The organism is Nocardiopsis endophytica, assembly GCF_027706725.1.
Lineage (GTDB): Bacteria > Actinomycetota > Actinomycetes > Streptosporangiales > Streptosporangiaceae > Nocardiopsis_A > Nocardiopsis_A endophytica.
This window is the reverse complement of sequence record NZ_JAQFWQ010000006.1, coordinates 1-20,888: the sequence shown is the minus strand read 5'-3', so window position 1 is coordinate 20,888 and position 20,888 is coordinate 1. Positions and strand designations below refer to the sequence as shown.

The 20,888-nt window shown below is 73.5% G+C and carries 15 protein-coding genes; 4 read left to right on the top strand and 11 right to left on the bottom strand.

Features of this window, described 5'->3' with window-relative positions; all coding sequences use genetic code 11:
* Positions 1-73 precede the first annotated feature (73 nt).
* The gene (locus tag O4J56_RS03355) at positions 74-805 is read right to left on the bottom strand and encodes a 3-keto-5-aminohexanoate cleavage protein (RefSeq protein WP_270683575.1); all 732 of its coding nucleotides are present in this window, start codon (positions 803-805) and stop codon (positions 74-76) included.
* Positions 806-917: 112 nt separating this feature from the next.
* Between O4J56_RS03355 and O4J56_RS03350 the strand changes: the two genes are divergently transcribed.
* Entirely contained in the window at positions 918-2,036 is a 1,119-nt protein-coding gene (locus O4J56_RS03350; protein WP_270683574.1) for a hypothetical protein, read from the top strand.
* Between the two features lie 984 nt (positions 2,037-3,020).
* Here the strand turns inward: O4J56_RS03350 and O4J56_RS03345 are convergent.
* Positions 3,021-4,274, bottom strand: coding sequence for a cytochrome P450 (locus O4J56_RS03345; protein ID WP_270683573.1), 1,254 nt, complete (start codon positions 4,272-4,274; stop codon positions 3,021-3,023).
* Complete coding sequence (locus tag O4J56_RS03340) at positions 4,271-5,044, bottom strand: alpha/beta fold hydrolase (protein ID WP_270683572.1); 774 nt, start codon at positions 5,042-5,044, stop codon at positions 4,271-4,273. Before O4J56_RS03340 ends, O4J56_RS03345 begins: the two co-directional genes overlap by 4 nt.
* Positions 5,045-5,224: 180 nt before the next feature.
* Here O4J56_RS03340 and O4J56_RS03335 point away from each other — a divergent pair, with 180 nt between their 5' ends.
* On the top strand, positions 5,225-6,325 hold the full coding sequence (locus O4J56_RS03335; RefSeq protein WP_270683571.1) for a peptidoglycan recognition protein family protein: 1,101 nt from the start codon (positions 5,225-5,227) through the stop codon (positions 6,323-6,325).
* Between the two features lie 78 nt (positions 6,326-6,403).
* Here O4J56_RS03335 and O4J56_RS03330 read toward each other — a convergent pair whose 3' ends face one another.
* The gene (locus tag O4J56_RS03330) at positions 6,404-6,649 is read right to left on the bottom strand and encodes a hypothetical protein (RefSeq protein ID WP_270683570.1); all 246 of its coding nucleotides are present in this window, start codon (positions 6,647-6,649) and stop codon (positions 6,404-6,406) included.
* A 176-nt stretch (positions 6,650-6,825) separates the two neighbouring features.
* Positions 6,826-7,038, bottom strand: a complete 213-nt coding sequence (locus O4J56_RS03325; protein WP_017625397.1) for a hypothetical protein — start codon at positions 7,036-7,038, stop codon at positions 6,826-6,828.
* A 305-nt stretch (positions 7,039-7,343) separates the two neighbouring features.
* On the opposite strand from O4J56_RS03325, the gene O4J56_RS03320 reads away from it, so the two are divergent.
* Complete coding sequence (locus O4J56_RS03320) at positions 7,344-7,931, top strand: HhH-GPD-type base excision DNA repair protein (protein ID WP_270683569.1); 588 nt, start codon at positions 7,344-7,346, stop codon at positions 7,929-7,931.
* 50 nt (positions 7,932-7,981) lie between these two features.
* Here the strand turns inward: O4J56_RS03320 and O4J56_RS03315 are convergent, their stop codons facing one another.
* The 6 genes from O4J56_RS03315 to O4J56_RS03290 form a co-directional block, all read right to left on the bottom strand.
* Positions 7,982-8,857, bottom strand: a complete 876-nt coding sequence (locus O4J56_RS03315) for a hypothetical protein (protein ID WP_270683568.1) — start codon at positions 8,855-8,857, stop codon at positions 7,982-7,984.
* Positions 8,858-9,159: 302 nt separating this feature from the next.
* A complete protein-coding gene (locus tag O4J56_RS03310) occupies positions 9,160-10,656 on the bottom strand; it encodes an Nramp family divalent metal transporter (RefSeq protein WP_270683567.1) in 1,497 nt (498 codons plus the stop codon).
* Between the two features lie 495 nt (positions 10,657-11,151).
* Positions 11,152-13,299: an acetate--CoA ligase family protein gene (locus O4J56_RS03305; RefSeq protein ID WP_270683566.1), complete on the bottom strand. Its 2,148-nt coding sequence runs from the start codon at positions 13,297-13,299 to the stop codon at positions 11,152-11,154.
* A gap of 3 nt (positions 13,300-13,302) precedes the next feature.
* The gene (gene frc, locus O4J56_RS03300) at positions 13,303-14,532 is read right to left on the bottom strand and encodes a formyl-CoA transferase (protein WP_270683565.1); all 1,230 of its coding nucleotides are present in this window, start codon (positions 14,530-14,532) and stop codon (positions 13,303-13,305) included.
* Between the two features lie 25 nt (positions 14,533-14,557).
* Positions 14,558-16,246, bottom strand: coding sequence for a thiamine pyrophosphate-binding protein (locus tag O4J56_RS03295; protein WP_270683564.1), 1,689 nt, complete (start codon positions 16,244-16,246; stop codon positions 14,558-14,560).
* A gap of 279 nt (positions 16,247-16,525) precedes the next feature.
* Positions 16,526-17,947, bottom strand: a complete 1,422-nt coding sequence (locus O4J56_RS03290; protein WP_270683563.1) for an MFS transporter — start codon at positions 17,945-17,947, stop codon at positions 16,526-16,528.
* A gap of 2,169 nt (positions 17,948-20,116) precedes the next feature.
* On the opposite strand from O4J56_RS03290, the gene O4J56_RS03285 reads away from it, so the two are divergent.
* Positions 20,117-20,888: ATP-grasp domain-containing protein (locus tag O4J56_RS03285; protein ID WP_270683562.1), on the top strand; the 772-nt coding region annotated here is incomplete at its 3' end.

The window sequence follows — 20,888 nt, the reverse complement described above, 5'->3', positions numbered from 1 at the left end:
AGCATGCTGACCAACAACAGAAAGCAGCGCTGGCTGCTGCCGACGGTCCTCGCGGCGATCATGCTGATCGTGATCATCGGCGCGCTCGTGGGCTGACCCGCTCCACCGCCGCCGCCACCAGCTCCGCGTTGTCCCGCGCCTCCGCGCCGTCCGGCCCGAGCAGCGTGTCCTCCAGCCCGATCCGCACGTCGTGCCCGGCTTCGGCCGCCGCGTCCAGGACCGGCCAGGCCGCCCCCTCGGACCCGTGCAGCAGCCGCGGCAGCCCGATGCCCGCCCGGTCCAGGACCGCCCCGATCCGCTCGGCCTCGGCCAGCGCCCGGCGGGGGTCGGCCGCCTCGGGCTCCACCAGCACCCGGTCGAACTCCACCGCCGCCCCGAGCGCCGCCAGCAGCCGCGCCGCCTCCGCCGTGGCCAGCCCCGCCTCCACCCGGACCCGGCGGTCCGCCAGCAGCCGGGCCACCTCCACCGCCCCCGGCTCGTGCAGGTTCACCGTCGCCGAGTCGGGCAGTGCGCCCCACCGCTGCACCAGGTCGTAGCGGCGCCACGGGTCGGGCTCGGCGGTGAGCGCGGTGGTCACGCTCACCGGGACCTCCGGCAGCTCGGCGCGCAGCCGCTCCAGCAGCGGGGTGAGCACCTGCGGCTCCAGCGCCTCGGCGCCGGAGCCGTCCCGGGGGTGGACGTGCACCTCGTCGGCGCCGGCGGCCGCCGCCGCCGCGGCGTCCAGGGCGACCTGCTCGGCCGAGACCGGCAGCGCCGGGTGCGCGCCCGGGCGGCGGTCGCCGTTGAGGCAGGCGACGATCCTCATGGGGGCCTTCCTTTCCGCCGACGGTGGTAGCCGGAGCATGCCCCGAACCGGCCCGGTCCTCACCCGGGGTGGCCGCGGGATGGGGCGCCCGCGGTGATGGCAGGATGGCGGCATGCACCACCGCTCCGCCGCGGCGGCCTGCGCGCTGCTCACCGCGGCGGCGGCGACCGCCGCCGTCCCGGCCGCACCGCCCGCGGAGGCGGCGCCCGCCCCCATGGCCCCGTCCGAGGCGACGGACGGGTCGACCCCCGAGCCCGACGCCTCGTCCTCGGTGCCCGAGGGGACCGGGGAGGTGTTCAGCATCGGCGACCCCCGCATCTCCGAGTCCAGCGGCATGGCCGCCTCGGCCCGCCACGAGGGCGTGGTGTGGACGCACAACGACAGCGGCGACCACGCGCCCCAGCTCTTCGCCGTCGACGGGAACGGGGACACGGTTGCCACCCTGACCCTGGGCGGGGAGGGCGTGGAGCTGCGCGACTGGGAGGCCGTGGCGGTCGCCCGGGTCGGCGACGGCGAGCCCGCGGTGTACGTGGGGGACATCGGCGACAACTTCCAGGGCGGCTGGCCGAACATCCGCGTCTACCGGTTCACCGAGCCCGAGGCCCTGACGGACGCGGCGGTCACGCCCGAGGTGTTCACCTTCACCTACGCTGACGGCGGCCGGGACGCCGAGGCGATGATGGTCGACCCGCGCGACGGCCGCCTGTACGTGGTGAGCAAGGAGGTCGCCGGAAGCCTGTACGCCGCACCCGAGACCCTCGACCCGGACGGCACCAACACCCTGGAGCGCGTGGACTCGGCGCCGCTGTACGCCACCGACGCGGCCTTCTCCCCGGACGGGTCCCACTACGCGATCCGCACGTACTGGGGCGTCACCTTCTACGACGCCTCGGACGGCGTGCCGGGAAAGAGCGTGGGGCGGGTGGGCCTGCCCGAGTCCGAGCAGGGCGAGTCGCTGACCTACACCCCCGACGGGACGTCGGTGCTGGTCGGCACCGAAGGCGTGGAGAGCCCGGTATGGGAGGTGCCGATCCCGGACCACATGCGCGGCGAGGACGGCGGGGACGGCGAGGGCGGCGGGGACGAGCACTCCCCGTCGGGAGAGCCGTCACCGGAGCCGGACGCCGCCGCCGAGACGACGGGCCCAGGCGCCCTGACGTTCATCCTCACGGGAGCGGGCGTGGCCGCCGCGGTGATCGCCGGCATCGTGCTGCTGGTACGGAAGGCGTAGGTCCACCCCACGGACCAAGACCGCCCGGGCCCGCCACGGGGCCGCGCGACCAGGACACAGGTCCGCGATGGACCCGCAGCGTTGTCGGCCGTGGGGCGTGTGCGTGGTCGCCGTGGTAGGCGGCGACGACGAAGGTTCGCGGCCCTTTTGGCAGTGCCGTCGGCCGTGGGGCGTGTGCGTGGTCGCGGTGTTGGGCGGCGACGACGGAGGTTCGCGGCCCTTTTGGCAGCGTCGTCGGCCGTGCGGCGTGCGGGTGGTCGCGGTGTTGGGCGGCGACGACGAAGGTTCGCGGCCCTTTTGGCAGCGTCGTCGGCCGTGCGGCGTGCGGGTGGTCGCCGTGGTAGGCGGCGACGGAGCGAGCGGGGTGGTTCCCCGGCCCTGCCTGCCGGGCGGCAGGCCTCTCGCGGTCCCGGTGGGCGGGCGGCTGAGCAGGTACCCCGCTTCAGAGCCCCAGCCGGGTGGCGGGCCGGTATGGGCTCAGCCGGAACCCGCCTTCCAGGCGCCTCGGGCGGCCTAGGGGCATCTTGGGTGGTGAAATCGACGCCTGATCAGCCTAAAAGCGTCGATTCCGCGACGCAGGATGGCCGACCCCTCATTTACCGCCTGTTATGCCCGGAATGCGCCGTGCGGGCGGCCCCCTCCGCGTTGATCTCGGGGAAGTCGGGGTTAAACCGGACACGATAAGCCCGAGTTCCCCGAGATCAACGACAGCGCCCCTGGCATCGCCGCTTTCTCGTTGAACTCGGGAAAAGCGACGCTAAAACCGGCCCGGTAGGGGCGATTTCCCCGAGATCAACAATGGGGGGCAGGGAGCCCAAGCGGCCCGCCGCTCGGCAGGCGGGGCCGGGGAACCGCCCCGCTGTCGCCGTCGCCGCCGTCAACGCCGACCACGCACACGCCCGGCGGCCGACGGCGCTGCGGGGAGGGCCGCCGGGGCGTATGAGCACCACCCTGCCTCGGCGGGCCTCCGGGTCGTGTCCGCTCCTACCGCTCCCAGCGGAGCGGGAGGTGCGTGATGCCGTTGATGAAGTTCGACGTCAGTCGTTTCACCGGACCGTCGCGCCGCGGGCACGGCAGCATGCGCACCATCTCCTCGAAGAAGATCCGCATCTGCAGCCGCGCGAAGTGCGCGCCCAGACACAGGTGCGGCCCGTCGCCGAACGCCAGATGGTCGTTGGGCGAACGGGCCACGTCGAAGCGGTCGGGGTCGGTGAACACGCGCTCGTCGAAGTGTGCCGAGCAGTGGTACACCACCACCTTGTCGCCCTCCCGGATGCGGCGGCCGCCCAGGTCGGTGTCGCGCACCGCCGTGCGCCGGAACGTCAGCACCGGCGGGTGCCAGCGCAGCATCTCCTCCACCGCCGACGGCACCAGGCCCGGGTCGGCCGCCAGGCGTGCGTGCTCGCCCGGGTGGTCGGCCAGCGCCAGCACCCCGCCGGGCAGGGCGCTGCGCACCGTGTCGTTGCCCGCGATGACCAGCAGGAAGAAGAACATCCGCAGCTCTTCGGGGTCCAGCCCGCGCCCGTCCACCTCGGCGTGCACCAGCGCCGTCATCAGGTCCTCGCCCGGTCGGCGCCGCTTGGCCTCGGCCAGCCCGGCCGCGTAGTCGAACATGTCCCGCAGCTGCCCGGGGGAGCGCGGGTTCACCGGGCGCCCGTCCGCCCCCAGGACCGGCTCGGCGTGCTCGTCGTCCTGGTAGCCGATCACCCGGTTGGTCCACTCCAGCATCAGGTGCCGGTCGCCCGGCGGCATCCCGAGCAGGTCGGCCAAGTTGCTCAGCGGGAAGTCGTCGGTCACCTCCGCCGGGAGGTCGCAGCGGCCCCGCTCGGCGACCGGCTCCAGGAGGGCGCGGGCGCGCGCGGCGACGGCGCCGGTGAAGCGCTCCAGCCGCCTGCGGGTGAACGCCGAGGTCACCAGCCTCCGCAGCCGCATGTGCTCGGGCGGGTCCATGTTCAGGATCGTCCGGCGGATGAACGGCAGGTCGTCCGGGTCGGGGTCGCGGATCTGCGTGGCGCCCGCGTGCGAGGAGAACACCTCCGGGGTGCGCAGCACATGCCTCACGTCCGCGTGCCGGGTCACCGCCCAGAAGCCGGGCCCGGCCGGCCACCCGTCCACCTCGTGCTCGGCCTGCCAGGAGACCGGGTCGTCCTCGCGCAGCCGCCGCAGCGCGGCGTGCGGGACGCCCCGGGCGAACACCCGCGGGTCGAACACGTCGGGGGCGGGCGCCGGAGCGCTCACGAGCGGCCCGCCAGGTGCCGCTCGATGGAGGTGGCCAGCGCCACCGGCACCTCGTCGGCCGGGTAGTGCCCGGCGTTGGCCAGCACCTCGATCTCGGCCGAGGGGTACCAGGCGCCGAAGGTGGGCCGCAGGGCGTCGGCGCCCAGGGCGGGGTCGTGCTCCCCGGCGACCGCCAGCACCGGCACCGGGCTGCCCTCGATCTCCTCGTGCAGGTCGGTGTCGGCCCAGGCCCTGAGGTAGGCGGCGAAGGCGTCGCGGTCGGAGTTGTCCACGGAGTGCGCGACCACCGCGTCCAGCCACACCCCGGTCAGCCGCTTCCCGGTGGTCATGTCCACGATCGCGCGGCGCAGCGCCGGGTCGTCGGCGGCGCCGTCGAACACCGCGCGCGTCTCGGCGTCGAAGGGCACCCCGGAGGCGGGCACCGGCGCCACCCCGACCATCGCCCGCACCCGGTCGGGGGCGTCGGCCAGGACCCGCTGCATCACGATGCCGCCCATGGAGTGGCCCACGAGCGAGAACCGGTCCCAGCCCCGGGCGTCGGCCAGGGCGAGCACGTCGGCGGCGGCCTCGGCGAGGGTGAACTCCCCGGGCTCGCCCTTGCGGCGGCCGTAGCCGCGGTAGTCGGGGAAGGCGTAGGTGAAGGCGTCCCGGTCCAGGTGCGGCCAGAGCGGCGCCCAGGCCTCCCCGGAGCCGAACCACCCGTGCAGGGCGATCACCGGGTGGTCGCCCTCGCCGATCCGGCGGCAGTCCTCGGTCCATCCAGCGGTCATCTTCGCGTGCCTCCTCGAACGCGCGGCGCCGACGCCAGGAGCCTTACCCGCTGCGACCTCCCCGTCAAGGGGCCGTGTGCGCCGACCCCTCCCGCCACAGGGGCCCCGCTTGTAGGGTAAGCGCGTTCCGCGGCCCCGCCGCGGGATCCCCGCGCATTCCCCACACGGACGGAGAACCAGGTGAGACGGCGTGAGTTCGTCAAGGCGGGCGTCGGCGGCGCGGCCCTGGCCGCGGCGGCCGGCGGTACGGCGCAGGCCCAGGAGCGGCAGGCGCCCGCGGACACCGGGGCCGACGGCGTGCCCCGGGTGCTGGAGGAGGCCGCCCCGGCGGGACGGGGAACGGTGCGCCCCGGCATCGGCGTCGACTACGTGGCGGTGGAGCCGGAGTCGGGCGGCACCGCCGAGGTGCGGTTCGCGACCGGCGAGGGCATGACCCCCTGGCGCCGGGTGCACATCGACGGCGGGCGAGACGACAGGCCCGCGACCGCCGCGCTGGCGGCGGCGCCGCGGGGCTGCACCGGGTACGAGGTCCGGTGCGAGGGCGGTGCCGCCCGCAGCACGGCACTGAACGTCACCGACGGGCCGCAGGTGCGCATCGGGGGCCGCCGCAGCGGCGGGCTCCGCAGCGACATGGGCGCGTCCGGGGCCGGGGACCTGACCTACCTGACCCGGGCGGGCTGGGGCGCGGACGAGTCGCTGCGCTTCGACGAGTCCGGCCAGGAGTCGTGGCCCACCGCGTACTACCCGGTGCAGACGATCACCGTGCACCACACGGCGACCGAGCTGAGCGGCGACTACGCCGCCGACGTGCGCGGCATCTACTACTACCACGCGGTCACGCAGGACTGGGGCGACATCGGCTACCACCTGCTGATCGACCCCGACGGCCGGGTCTACGAGGGGCGCTACTCGGGCGAGGACGGCCTGCCGGTCTTCGCAGAGTTGCCCTCGCCGGGGTCGGCCGAGTCGGTGACCGCGGGGCACGTCTACCTGATGAACAGCGGCAACATCGGCATCTGCATGATGGGCGACTTCACCGACGCCATGCCCACCGACGCGGCGGTGGACGCGCTGGTGAAGGTGCTGCGGCTGCTGTGCGACCTGACCGGCGTGCCGCCCAACACCGAGGTGGAGTACACCAACCCGGTCAACGGCGAGACGGCGGTGCAGATGGGCGTGTCGCGCCACCGCGACTGGATGTCGACCGAGTGCCCGGGCGACACCTTCGCGGCCGCGTTCGACGAGGTGGTCCGCCCGCGCCTGGAGGGCGGCTACGCCTGACCGCCACGGGGCGGCGGGCATGAGGAGGGCCGGGGAGCGCTGCTCCCCGGCCCTCCGTGCGCCGGCACCGCGGGCGGTTCAGCCGCCGTGGGTGACGCCGATCTTCTGGCAGGCGTTGTAGTCGCCGGTGACCGAGAGGATGTTCAGCGGCCCCTCCCAGTTCCAGGGCGCGATGGCGCAGGGCGCCACGTCGCCGTTGATCAGCGCGTAGCTGTCGCCGCCGTTGCCGCTCCCGTTGTCGTCGCCGTAGCCGCCCGCGTAGGCGGGGGCGGCCACGCCGAACGCGGCGGCGGTCAGGGCGGCGACCGCGAAGGCCTTCTTCATGGTGGTCACTCCGTTCGAGTCCGGTGGTGCGGATCGTTGATGGTCACAAGGGTCATCGGCGCGGCGGCCCCGGCCGGGGTGCGGAGTGCGGAGCCGGAAGGGGGTGCGCCGCTTCCGGCTCCGCGCTCGTCCCACCTCGCAGCGTCCACCGCGCGGAGGAAGCCTCGGTGCGAGGGTCAGCCGCCGTGGGTGACGCCGATCTTCTGGCAGGCGTTGTAGTCGCCGCTGGGCGACAGGATGTTCAGCGGCCCCTCCCAGTTCCACGGCGCCACGGTGCAGGGCAGCACGTCGCCGTTGATCAGCGCGTAGCTGTCGCCGGCGGAGGCCGCGGGCGCGGTGGCCATCAGGGCGCCGGCCGCGACGGCCGCGACCGCGAGGAACTTCTTCACGGGTTCTCCTCAGATGAGAGACAGGGACAGGGGCGGTCGGCCCCCTTTTGGTCACGACGAACAGTAGCGAATCAGCTACGCATTGTGAAGGGGGTGAGGTCGGGGGTGTGTCGTCGCTCCCCTTGCGCGGTGGTCGAATCGGGACACTGTGGACCTCGGGCCGCCCGGGCGGGGCCGGGGTTTCGGCGGACCGAATAGCGGCATCGGCGACACGCCGGGACGGAACGGTCGCCCGCGGCGCGCCCGCCGGACCTCCCGCGCGGCACGGCGGGCGCCGGGGTCCGCGCGGTGGGAGGATCGGGCCCATGGAACACGAGCTTCACCTGACCGGCGACGCCGGCGCCGACGCGCTGCTGTCGTCGGACCCGCTGGCGCTGATCATCGGAGCCCTCCTGGATCAACAGGTCGCCATGGAGGTCGCCTTCGCCGGACCGAAGAAGATCGCCGACCGGATGGGCCGCGACCGCCTCGACGCCGCCGAGATCGCCCGGTACGACGCCGACGCCTTCACCGGGCTGTTCTCGCAGACCCCGGCGGTGCACCGGTTCCCCGGGTCGATGGCCAAGCGCGTGCAGTCGCTGTGCGAGGTGATCGCCTCGGAGTACGGAGGGCGCGCCGACGCGGTGTGGACCCGGGGCGACCCGGACGGCAAGGAGGTCCTCAAGCGGCTGAAGGCCCTGCCGGGTTACGGCGACCAGAAGGCGCGGATCTTCCTGGCGCTGCTGGGCAAGCAGATGGGCGTCCGCCCGGAGGGGTGGCGCCAGGCCGCGGGCCCCTACGGCGAGGAGGGGGCGCGCCGGTCCATAGCGGACGTGGTCGACGAACAGACCTTGAACGAGGTCCGCGAAGCCAAGAAGGCCATGAAGGCCGCGGCCAAGGCGAAGAAGAGCTGAACGCGTCGGCGGGCGCCCTCTCGATCCCAGGGTGCCCGCCGACGGGGGCGTCAGGCGTCGAAGATGTCCTCGGCGTTTTCGACGGTCGCGGCCGCGAAGAGCCACGTCCTCAGCTTCTCGCCGTCGGTGCAGGCGGTGATACGGGCGCGGATGCCGTCGTCGACCGCCTTGCCCCGCGCATGCAGGATGTCGAGGATCGCGGAGGCGCGCTCGTGGATCACACCTTCCTCTCGCCCTTCCTCACGCCCCTTGGAGAAGTGCTCCTTGGCGAAGGGGCTGTACACGGGCCAGGCGGATGATGACACTGCGGCCTCCAGGTTGTTCTTGACCTGCTGTGACGCGAGGCGGTACGCGTATTCATAGTACTTTGAGGAGTCGCTGGCTTCGAGCCGCGTCAGCCCTTCCATGAAGGTCTCGAGGACCCCGGGGGCGGTTCCGTGCGCCATGACGCTCAACGCCGCCAGGGCCGGGTCGGCGGCGGCGGTGTCGACGTCCTCGACGAGGGGGATGTCCTTCGGTCCGATCGCCACTGGGGGGAAGGTGTATCCGGGCAGCTCGGTCGCGATGGGTTCGGAGTAGTAGTCGGCGGCTGCCTGGTCGGGGCTGAACACCGCGATGATCGTCGTGCACCGGTGGAACAGCCAGAGCGCCGCGGCATAGCGTGGGATCTGCCTTCGCTTTCCCTCGTCCTTCCCGTGCTGGACCTCCACCACGAAGATGCCCGAGGGGTGCGAGGGAAACCCCTGTGAGAAAACGATGTCCGGGAAGAGGTCGGTTGACGGCCGGTCGTTGACTTCGTTCTTCTCCATCCGGAACGGCGCGTCCGGACGGATCTCGACGTCGGCTTTCATGCGGACGAGCCGCGCGATGGTCTGGGGGGAGTCGGCGGCCAGATCCTTGGCTGCGTCGTGTCGTTGTGATGGCACGTTCCGTGACAATAGGAGGGTGGGCGCGATGAGGAGGGGGATTTCCCAGAATTTCTCGCCTCGGTAGGGCGCCGCCCGATGTCGCCCATGCGTCACTGGGCCCCGGGGCGGCACGGTCCACGGTCGGCCCGCCTGGTTCTCCTCTGCTTTGAACTCTCGGAATCTGTGTCGCGTTCGGTGTTATAGGACTGCCTGGCCGGGGACTGACCCGGCACCGCGAACGGCCGAGGCGCCCGCCCGGGTCTCCGGGCGGGCGCCTCGGCCGCCGACGGCCCCGTCACGGTGCGGACGGGGAGCGCGGACTAGGCCAGGTACTCGGTGTACAGGAAGAACAGGCTGACCACGCCCAGCCCGATCATCCCGATCCAGGCCCACGCCAGCAGGAAGCGGGACGGCAGGTGCTCGCGCTCCTCACCGGTGAAGTCCTTCAGCGCCCTGATGTTCAGCCAGTACAGCACCGGGGCGAAGAACAGCGCCAGCACCGAGGCGATCTGCACCACCAGGATCGGCTCGGGCAGGCCGAAGATGATCGCGGTCCCCGTGATCACCCACATCACCTGGAAGCCCCGGTAGAGCAGCTTGCGGATGCGCGGGGAGTCCCACGCGCGGCGGATCCGCACGACGCACTCCTCGAACACCCGGGCCTGGCCGTCGAAGTAGGTGAACACCGTGGACCACAGCGCCGCCACGCCGCCGGCGATGATCACCGGGAAGATCCACGCGCCGAAGGTGTCGGTGTAGATGCTCGCGATGGTCGAGCCCATCTCCTGCGACTCGGGCACCACGCCGAGCGGGTTCAGCACCACCGCGCCGACGATCAGGAACGCCATGCCGGTCAGCGCCGAGATGACGTAGGAGATGTTCATGTCGCGGCGCATCAGCTTGAGGTGGTTGCGCAGGTAGTTCGGCGCCACCTCGACCCTGTGGCCCTGCGCGCGCAGCTCGCGTACGCGCACCATGCCGCTCTTCTTGTCCACGGCCCAGTTGGACTGCATGGGCGCCACCTCGACGGTGGTGGGGAAGTACCCCCACATGGCGCTGAACAGCAGCATCGCCCCCGCGGGCGGCAGTGCGGGCGCCAGCCGGACCAGGTACTCCCCGGGCGGCGGCGACTGCAGGATGAAGGCCACGATCACCGCGGCGGCGAAGACGATGATCGCCACCTTCACCACCGCTTCCAGGGCCTGGTAGCGGCCGAGCCACAGCACGGCGACACAGGACAGCAGCACCAGCACCGCCCAGTACGGCAGCGGCATGATCGGGAACGCCGCCCACAGCATCGCCGCGCAGCCCAGGGCCCGCCCCGCGATGCCGAAGGTGTTGACCACCGACTGGCCGCCCAGGTACCACAGCGGCCACATCCCGCGGCCCTTGCCGACGCGCTCGTAGGCCTCCATGATGCTCTCGCCCCGCACCAGGGTGTAGCGGTGCGCGAACTCGAAGGCGCAGTACTTCATGATGTAGGCGAACGGGATCACCCACAGCAGGGCGTAGCCGAACTGGGCGCCCGCGGTGGGTCCGTGCATGATGTGGCTCGCGCCGATGCCGGTCATCGCGGCGGCGATACCGGGCCCCATCGCCTTCCAGGTGTCGCGGAGGCCGGTGCCGGGGGCCTCCAGGCGGATGGGCGGGGCCTCCGCGGAGGAGGCGTCGGGGGAGCCCCCATGGCCGTCCGACTCGGCGGCCGGACGGGGCGGGGGGACGTGGGGCGCCTCGGTCTGCGGCGCGTGCGGCTGTTCGGCGGCGCTCGCGGCGCCGTCCTCGGGTACTCCGCCTGGTGCTCTACCGGCAGGATCCATGGGGTCGACTCCTTGGACGACAGTGCGGATGCGGGCGGGATGCACAGCCCCCATCAGCCCCCTTGGAACGCCTCTGGTCGCTGGTCTGGTACGTGGCGGTCTCCTGTACGCGGAGTGGTCGGAACGGGCGGGGCCGCGGGCGGACGCGGCCGGTGCCCCGGGGCGCGGATGGCGGGCCGCGGCCCTGGGTGCGTGTCGGCTGGTACGGCGTGCCGGTCGTGTCGGGACCGGCCGCTGCGCGGATCGGCGGCGGGGTGCGCCGTCGGCGGAGCGGGTCGTCGCCGGTGGTCGGTGGCGGCTGGGGTTCGTGTCGGTGTCGGTGTCGGTGGGACAGGGGCGGGCCGGCGGGGCCGGGGCGTCGGACGTGCCGTCGGTGTCGGCCCGTGCCGGCCGGGGCGGATGCGAGGGATCTTGCGCCCCGGGGCGCGGCCCGGTCAAGCCGCGCCCCCGCCCGCCCCCTCCGGCCGGGCGGCGCCCGCCCGGCCGGGGTCGGGGTCAGAGCAGCCCGGCGGCCCGGGCCCACCGGTACTTGGCGCCCAGCACCTGTACCGGCATCTCGGTGGTGTAGGGGTAGGCGGCCACCCCGTGCTCGAACAGGTGGGTGCTGGCGGCCTCGACCTCGGTGTCGCCGGACAGCGAGGCCACGACCGGCTTGTCGATGCCCTCGGCCCGCGCGGCCCGCACCACGTCGGCCACCAGCTCGGCGAAGACCATGGGCGGGGTGACGATGGTGTGCCAGTAGCCCAGCACCAGCGCGTGCACCCGCGGGTCCTCCAGGCCCAGGCGGATCGTCTTCTCGTAGGTGGACGGCGGCTCCCCGCCGGTGATGTCGACCGGGTTGCCCGCCGCGCCGAACGGCGGGATGAACGCCCGGAACGCCTCGTCCAGGTCGGGCGGGATCTCGTACAGCGACATCCCGTTGTCCACGACCGCGTCGGACAGCAGCACGCCCGACCCGCCCGCGCCGGTGATGATCACGACGTTCTCGCCCTTGGGCGCCGGGAGCACCGGCAGCGCCCTGCCGTACTCCATCAGCTCCCGCAGGCCCGGCGCGCGCACCACCCCCGCCTGCCGCAGGATGTCGTCGTAGACCTTGTCGTCCCCGGCGAGCGCCCCGGTGTGCGACCCGGCCGCCTTCGCGCCGGCCGACGTGCGCCCGGCCTTGAGCACCACCACCGGCTTGCGCGGCACCACCTCGCGCGCGGCCTCGACGAACGCCCGGCCGTCCTTGAGGTCCTCCAGGTGCATCGCCACGGCGCGGGTGTTGTCGTCGGACCCGAAGAACGTCAGCAGGTCGTCCTCGTCGATGTCGGCCTTGTTGCCCACGCCCACGATCGCCGACACCCCGGTGCCGGTGCTGCGGCTGAAGCCCAGGATGGCCATGCCGATGCCGCCGGACTGCGAGGTCAGCGCCGTGCCCCCGGCGACGTCGTAGGGGGTGCAGAAGGTCGCCGACAGCTTCTCGGGCGTGTAGTAGTACCCGTAGATGTTGGGCCCCAGCAGCCGCACCCCGTGCCGCCGCGCGACCGCCAGGACCTCGTCCTGCAGGTCCTGGCGGCCGGTCTCGGCGAAGCCGGAGGGGATCAGCACGGCGCCCGCCGCTCCCTTGGCGCCGACCTCCTCCAGCGCCCCGGCCACGAACTGGGCCGGGATGGCGAACACCGCGACGTCGATCCCGCCGGGGATGTCGCCCACCGAGGCGTAGGCCCGCCGCCCGTAGACCTCGTCGGCCTTGGGGTTGACCGGGTACACCTCGCCCGCGAACCCGCCGTCGACGATGTTGCGCATCACCGAGTTGCCGATCTTGCCGGCCTCGTTGGAGGCGCCCACCACCGCGATCGAGCGGGGGCGGAACATCCGCTCCATCGCCGACTGGATCTCCTCGCGGCCGAAGCGCTTCGGCGGCTCCGGCGGATCGAAGTCGAGCACGAAGCGCACGTCCGCCGCCATCGCGCCGGACGCCGAGGCGAACACCGGGTTCAGGTCGGCCTCGGCGATCTCCGGGAAGTCGGTCACCAGCTCGGACAGGGAGACCAGCAGGTCGGCCAGGGCCTCGCGGTCCACCGCCTCGCCGCCGCGCACCCCGTCCAGCACCTCGGCGGCGCGCAGCGAGCCGATCTGCTCCAGCGCGTCGGCACGGGACAGCGGCGCCAGCCGGAACGCGGCGTCCTTGAGGACCTCGACGAGGATCCCGCCCAGTCCGAACACCGCGATCTTGCCGAACGTGGGGTCGGTGGCGGCGCCGATCAGCACCTCGGTCCCCGAGGGCACCATGCGCTGGATCTGCACGCCGTCGATGCGGGCCGCGGGGTCGTAGCGGCGCGCCGCGGCGACGATGCGCTCGTAGGCCTCCTGCACCGCCCGCGGGGAGTCCAGGCCCACCGCGACGCCGCCGGCGTCGGTCTTGTGCAGGATGTCGGGCGAGACGATCTTGGCGACCACGGGCAGGCCCAGCTCGACGGCCCGGGCGACCGCCTCGTCGGCGGAGGTCGCGAGCGCCTCGCCCGGCACCGGTATGCCGTAGGCGTCGGCCAGCGCCTTGCCCTCGGGGGCGGTGAGCGCGGTGCGGCCCTCGGCGCGCGCCCGGTCCAGCACCGCGCGCACGGCGTCGCGGTCCGGCCCGGAGGAAGAGGGGGTGGACATCGGTCAGATCACTCCGTTCGATGCGAGGTCGGCGATCTCCTCTTCGGAAAGGCCCAGCTCGCCGCCGTAGACGTCGGCGTTGTGCTCGCCCAGCAGCGGGGACCGGGCCACGTCGGCCGGCGAGTCCGAGAGCCGGATGGGCAGGCCCACCGTGGTGTAGCCGCCGCGCTCCGGGTGCTCGACATCGGCGACGATGCCGTTGGCCCGCAGCGTGGGGTCCTCGATGATCTCCTTGGTGGACAGGATCGGCCCGCAGGGGATGCCGCGCTCGGTGAGCTTGTCCAGCACCTCCCACTTGGGCAGGCCCGAGGACCACTCCTCGATGATCCCGAAGGCCTTGTCCAGCTTGTCCAGCCGCGCCTCGGGGGTCGCCCACTCGGGGTCCTCGGCCAGCTCCGGGCGCCCGGCCAGCTCGGCCAGGTGCGCCCAGCCCTGCGGCTGGATGATGACGTACACGTAGTCGTTGGGGCCGCCGGGCGCGGTGCGCACCGCCCAGCCCGGCTGGCCGCCGCCCGAGGCGTTGCCCGAGCGCGGGACCTCGTCGCCGAACTCGGAGTTGGGGTACTCCTTGAGCGGCCCGTGCGCCAGGCGCTGCTGGTCGCGCAGCTTGACCCGGCACAGGTTGAGCACCGCGTCCTGCATGGCCACCTCGACCCGCTGGCCGCGGCCGGTGGAGGTGCGCTGGTACAGGGCGGCCAGGATGCCGGCCACCGTGTGCATGCCGGTGCCCGAGTCGCCGATCTGCGCGCCGGTGGCCAGCGGCGGCCCGGAGTCGAACCCGGTCGTGCTCATCGACCCGCCCATCGCCTGGGCGATGACCTCGTAGGCCTTGAAGTCGGCGTAGGCGCCGGGGCCGAACCCCTTGATCGAGGCGTAGACCAGGCGCGGGTTGGCCTCCTGCAGCACCTCCCAGGTGAAGCCCATGCGGTCCAGCGCGCCCGGGGCGAAGTTCTCCACCAGCACGTCGCTGCGCTTGACCAGGTCCAGGAAGAGGCGCTTGCCCTCCTCGGACTTGGTGTTCAGGGTGATGCTGCGCTTGTTGCCGTTGAGCATCGTGAAGTACAGGCTGTCCACGTCGGGCAGGTCCCGGAGCTGGCGGCGGGTGATGTCGCCGGAGGGCGCCTCCAGCTTCAGCACGTCCGCCCCGAGCCACGCCAGGATCTGCGTCGCGGAGGGGCCCGACTGCACGTGCGTCATGTCCAGTACGCGGACCCCGTCGAGTGCCTTGCTCATGGCCGAGTCTCCCTTCGGGGCCGGGTCACTTGTACATGGTCTGGTTCATCGTCCCGGGGGCGTAGACCTCCGGATCGATCCAGACGTTGATCAGCGAGGGCTTGCCGGACTCGCGCGCGCGGCGCAGCGCCGGGCCGATCTCGGCAGGGTCGTGGACCTCCTCGCCGTAGCCGCCGAGCATCTTGGCGAACTCCGAGTAGCGCACGTCGCCCAGGGTGTTGCCGATCTCGCCCCGGTCGGCGCCGTACTTGGCGATCTGGCCGTACCGGATCTGGTTCATCGAGGAGTTGTTGCCGACGATGCCGACGAAGGGCAGGTCGAAGCGGACCATGGTCTCGAAGTCCCAGCCGGTGAGGCTGAACGCGCCGTCGCCGAAGAGGGTGACGATCTCCTTGTCGGGGCGGGCGTACTTGGCGGCCATCGCGAACGGCACGCCCACGCCGAGGGTGCCCAGCGGTCCCGGGTCGAGCCAGTGCCCGGGGGACTTGGGCTGGATCACCTGGCCGGAGAAGGTGACGATGTCGCCGCCGTCGCCGATGTAGATCGAGTCCTCGGTGAGGAAGTCGTTGATCTCCGACACCAGCCGGTAGGGGTGGATGGGGGCGGCGTCGGAGGTGAACAGCGACGCGCGCTCGTTGCGGGTCTTGGCCTCGACGGAGCGCAGCTCCTCCAGCCACGGCTTGCGGCCCTGGGCGCCGGTGTCGCTGAAGCCCGAGGCGGCCTGCAGCACCGCCGCCAGGACGGTGTCGGGGTCGCCGACGATGCCCAGGTCGATGTCGCGGTTCTTGCCGACCGTCGTGTAGGACAGGTCGATCTGCACCACGGTCGCGTCGGGCGACAGGCGCTTGCCGTAGCCCATCCGGAAGTCGAACGGGGTGCCGACGATGATGATGAGGTCGGACTCGCGGAAGGCGTGCCGGCGCGAGAGCTGGAAGTGGTGCGGGTCGCCCGGCGGGAGGGTGCCGCGCCCGGCGCCGTTCATGAACGCGGGGACGTTGAGCGTGCGGACCAGGTCGACGGCGGTGTCGGTGGCGCGGGAGGTCCATACCTGCCCGCCGAGGAGGATACTGGGGCGCTCGGAGCGCACCAGCAGCTCGGCGAGGCGCTCGACGGCCTCGGGGTCGCCCGCCTGGCGCCCCGAGGCGCGGTAGTGGCCCGCCTTGGGGATCCGCGCGCTGTCCGCCGGGACGCTCGCGTCCAGGATGTCGCGCGGGATCTCCAGGAAGGACGGGCCGGGGGCGCCGTTGTGCGCCTCGCGGAAGGCCATGGAGACCATGTCGGCGACGCGTTCGGTGTGCGGCACGGTCGCGGCGAACTTGGAGATCGGCGCGATCATGTCGACGTGCGGGAGGTCCTGCAGGGAGCCCATCTTGTGCTGGCTGAGGGCGCCCTGTCCGCCGATGACCAGCATGGGGCTCTCGGCGCGGTAGGCGTTGGCGATGCCGGTGACGGCGTCGGTGGTGCCGGGGCCGGCGGTGACCACGGCGCATCCGGGGCGGCCGGTGACCCGTGCGTACCCGTCGGCGGCGTGCGCGGCGACCTGCTCGTGGCGGACGTCGATGACGTCGATGCCCTCGTCGGCGCAGCCGTCGTAGATGTCGATGATGTGTCCGCCGCAGAGGGTGAAGACCACGTCCACGCCCTCGGATTTGAGGGCCTTGGCCACCAGGTGGCCGCCGGAGATCGAGGTCCCCTCGCCGGTGTCGTTGCTCATGGAGGGATGCGCTCCTCACTCATCGGTGCCGGACGGAGCGTCCGAATACTGCATACAGTATGTGCTTCTTTGCTACATCAGCCCGCGCCCGCTGTCCAGGACCCAGAACCGACCGATCTCGATCAAGGTGCGGACGGCCGTCCGGGGCGGATGCCCTGGGGGTGTATGCCGAAGTGCACGGGAACGGCGGGGCGCGCGGGAACACCGGAAACCGGGATCGTTCGCCTCCGCCCACGGAGGTAGGGCCCCGGGGCGGAGGCGCGGACAGGGACGCACCCGTCAAGGCAGGGGGCCCAGAGGGCGGGCGGCCGCCCCCGTCGGCGGGATCGTCCTCGTCGGCACGGGGCGGCGGAGCCGGGCGGCCGTCACCGCGGCCACGGCGGCGGCAACTGCGGCGCCCGCGAGCCCGACCGCCGCCGCATCACCCGCGCCCGGACCCCACGCGACGAGCGCGGCGGCTCCGCCGACGCCCAGCAGCCCGCCCACCCCCTTCGCGCTGTAGACCAGGCCGTGGATGCGCGCGGAACCCCGGACCCCGAAGAAGTCCTCGGCCAGGGCGCGCGTGAGCGGGTAGCAGGCGCCCGCCCCCAGGCCGGCGGGGACGGCGAAGAGGACCAGGGCGCCGGATGAGCCGGCCGCCACCGCGCCGATCATGCCCAGGTGGGCCACGGCCCCGCAGGCGAGCGTGGCCGCGAGGACGCGGCGCCGGTCGCCGTACTCGCCCCAGTGGCCCGCGGCGATGCGCCCCAGCCCGCTCGCGGCGACGAGCGCGCCCATCGCGGCGGCGACGGCGGCCGGTGTGAACCCGGAACCGGCGAGTAGCGACGGCAGCGCGGCCAGGTCGAAGAGCGCCGCTGCTCCGGCGCCCGCGACCACGGTGTGCAGAGCGGGCAGGGCGCCGCTGCGCCAGGCCTCGGTGGGGGAGTGGTCGCGGCAGGCGGCCGGTCCGGACCGGGGCCGCAGGGCCCACCGGCGGGGGTCGGTCTTCGGCGGCCACCAGTCCGGGGGCGGGGCGTGGAGGCGGCGCCCGCAGACCACGCCGACCAGGGCGACGACCGCGGCGAGCACGGCGCAGGCGGTGGGCAGGGAACCGGGGGAGAGCGCGGTCGGCGCCGCGATCGCGACGGGGACCGTTCCCAGGGCGAAGGCGCCGCCGGTGAAGGCGGTGTGCCAGGTGGGGCGCTCGGGATACCAGGCGGCGGCGAGGTGCACGCAGGAGTGGTAGACGAGCCCGGCGCCGACGCCGCCGAGCACGCCGTAGCCGAGCACGGCCCACCCGAGGCCGGGGGCGGAACCGAGGGTGATCAGGGCCAGCGCGCTGAGCAGCGCCCCGAGCGGCACGGCAGCGCGCGGCGGGAGCAGGCCCACCTCGCGCAGGCGGGCGGCCGGGGCGGCGGACCCGGCCTGGACGAGCGCCCAGACGGCGAACGGGAGCAGGGCGGCGCCGGCGGGCCAGGCGTGAGCGGCGGCCACGGCGGGGAGGGCGGCGCCGTAGCCGTACTGGAGCACCCCGACGGCGGCCAGGGCGGCGGCGGCCAGGCCGAGCAGCCGCGACCGCTCGCACCCGGCGAGCTCGACCGCGGCGGGCCCGACCCGGTACCGCCGCCCGGACCAGTCCCGGTACACCCCGTCCGGCGGAGGCGCGTAGGGGGAGGGCAGGTACCCGTCCGAGGTGGCGGACGGTGAAGGTGCGGTGTCCATGGGTCACCTCCTTGGAGTGCATACAGTAGGCATTTCTTTGGTGGTGGCGCATAGATCCGCGGATAAGGTTTCGAGCCCGGTCACGCCCCGGCCGGGCGGCGGGCCGGCGGGGTGTGGCGGGGATGGCGGCGACGACGAAGGTCGGCGGCCCGAGCCGCAGCGCCGTCGGGTGCGGCGCGTGTGCGTGGTCGCCGTGGAGGGCGGCGACGGCAGAAGCCCGGCGGTTCCCCGGCCCTGCTTTCCGGGCGGCGGTCCCCTCGCGGTCCGGGTGGGCGGGCGGCTGGGCTGGTACTCCACTCACGGACCCCACCCGGGCGGAAGACCGCCGGAGTGTGGCGTGGATGGCGGCAATGACGAAGGCCAGCGGCCCTTCCGGCAGCGCTGTCGAGTGCGGCGCGTGTGCGCGGTCGCCGTGATGGGCGGCGACGGCGACAGCCGGGCGGTTCCCCGGCCCAGCTTGCCGTCCGCCAGGCCTCTCGCGGTCCGGGAAGGGGGCGCGGCGAGCGGGGTTCGCGTTCTTCGTATCCCGGCACGCCCTCCGGGCCCGCTCGGCGAACCCCTCCGGGTCTGTGACCTGGGTGAACACTCCGCGTTAAGGGTAGGAGGGGGCAGGAAACGCGCTCGGCGACGCCCGTGCGGGCCCCGGGTGACGAACACGGCCGCACCAGAACGGGATTCGGGAACACGATGTCCGGTTCATGTCCGTTTGCGCTACCCGGCTCGCCGCCCAGGGTGGCCGTGCGGCCGCCCGGGCGCTCCGGCCGCGCACCCACCGGGTGCGATGGGCCGATATCGGCTACACGCCGTGACGTCGCGCCCGGCAAGCGGCACTCATGTGCCGTTTCGGGGCCTGCTGGCGCCGAATCCCGTTCTGGTATCGCGATGACCGTGCACCCGTGACGCCCGCCGGTCGGCTCCGGGCGTCGAACAGGGCGCCGGAGGGGGTCCGGCTCCCTGGAAACCAGGCAAACCGGATGCCGGGACGGTAGTGGCTCGTCCGGAACCCGCCTTCCGGGCACCTCGGACGGCCCGGGGGCAACTTGGGTGGTGAGATCGACGCCTGATCAGCCAAAAAGCGTCGATTCCACGACGCAGGATGCGCGGCCCCTCGCTCGCTGCCTGTTATGCCCGGTATGCACCACCCGGATAGCCCCCTCGGCGATGATCTCGGGGAACTCGGGGTTAAACCGGACACGATAAGCCCGACTTCCCCGAGATCAACAACAGCGCGCCCCCGCACCGCCGCCCTCTCGATGATCTCGACAAGAGAGCTGTCATTCCGGCGGTTTTGACAGCACCTTTGTCGAGATCATCGAGGAGGGGGCACCGGGGGTGCGGGCGCCACGAGCGCGGGCGGGCACGCGCCCTCCCAGTCGCGCCGCCGCCCGGACCGCCGGTGACCTTACGGACGGCAAGCGGGGTCGGGGAACCGCCCAGCTCGCTCCGTCGCCGCCCATCACGGCGACCACCCGCACGCCCGGCGGCCGACGACGCTGCGCCAAGGGCCGCCGACCTCTCCTCGTCGCCGCCCTTCCCGCCACACCCCGGCGGCCCGCCGCCCGGCCGGCGCCCGTGAGCGGGGGACCTGCCCAGCCGCCCCACCCGCCCGGACCGTGAGTGACCGGACGGACGGCAGGCAGGGCCGGGGAACCGCCCGGCTCACTCCGTCGCCGCTGACCGCGGTGACCACCCGCACGCCCGGTGGCCGACGGCGCTGCGGCGAGGGCCGCTGACCTTCGTCGTTGCTGCCCTCCACGCCACACTCCGGCGGTCTTCCGCTCGGGTGGGGCCCACGAGCGGGGTACCAGCCCAGCCGCCCAGCCGCCCGGACCGCGAGGGGCCCGCCGCCCGGCAAGCAGGGCCGGGGAACCGCCCGGCTCTTGCCCTCGCCGCCGACCACGGCGACCACGCACACGCGCCGCGCCCGACGGCGCTGCGGCGAGGGCCGCCGCCCTCTCCTCGTCGCCGCCCCCACCTCACACCCCGCCGACCCGCCGCCCGGCCGGGACTCGTGAGCGGGGGACCTGCTGGTCCCGTTGTTGGCGCCTCGACCAGGTGAGCGACCTCGTTGCCGTCGGGGCCCGGAAGTCGGCCCTCGTGGACCTATTGAATACTGCATACAATCTCGATATCACTGTTCCAGGGGGCACGACACCCGAGGAGGGGCCGGTGGACCTCTACGAACACCAAGCCAAGCAGCTCTTCGGCGAGCACCGGGTGCCGCTCGCCGAACGCCAACTGGCGCGCACCCCCGACCAGGCCGCGGCCAGTGCCGCCGGGCTCGGTGGGCGCGTCGTCGTCAAGGCGCAGGTCAAGACCGGCGGCCGCGGCAAGGCCGGCGGGGTGAAGGTGGCCGACGGCCCCGAGGACGCCCAGGCGAAGGCCGAGCAGATCCTCGGTATGGACATCAAGGGCCACACCGTGCACCGCGTCCTCATCGAAGAGGCCAGCGACATCGCGGAGGAGTACTACCTGGCGATCCTCCTCGACCGCGCCGAGCGGTCCTTCACCGCCATCTGCTCGGCCGAGGGCGGCGTCGACATCGAGGAGGTCGCCGCCGAGCGCCCCTCCGCCGTCGTGCGCCAGCCGTTCCCCGCCGGGGGCGGCCCCGACAGCGGAACCGCCCTCGCCCTGTGCGCCAAGGCGGGCCTGCCGGTCGAGGCCCACCAGGGGGTCGCCTCGGCCCTGCTCCGCCTGTGGCGCGTGGCCCGGGACGAGGACGCCACCCTGGTCGAGGTCAACCCCCTGGCCCTGGTCGCCGACGGCCGCGTCGTGGCGCTCGACGGCAAGGTCACCCTGGACGACAACGCGCTCTTCCGCCACCCCGAGCGCACCCCCTTCCACGAGGAGGACGGCCCACCCGACCGGGAGGCGGAGGCCCGCGCCAAGGGCCTGAACTACGTCAAGCTCGACGGTCAGGTCGGCATCATCGGCAACGGCG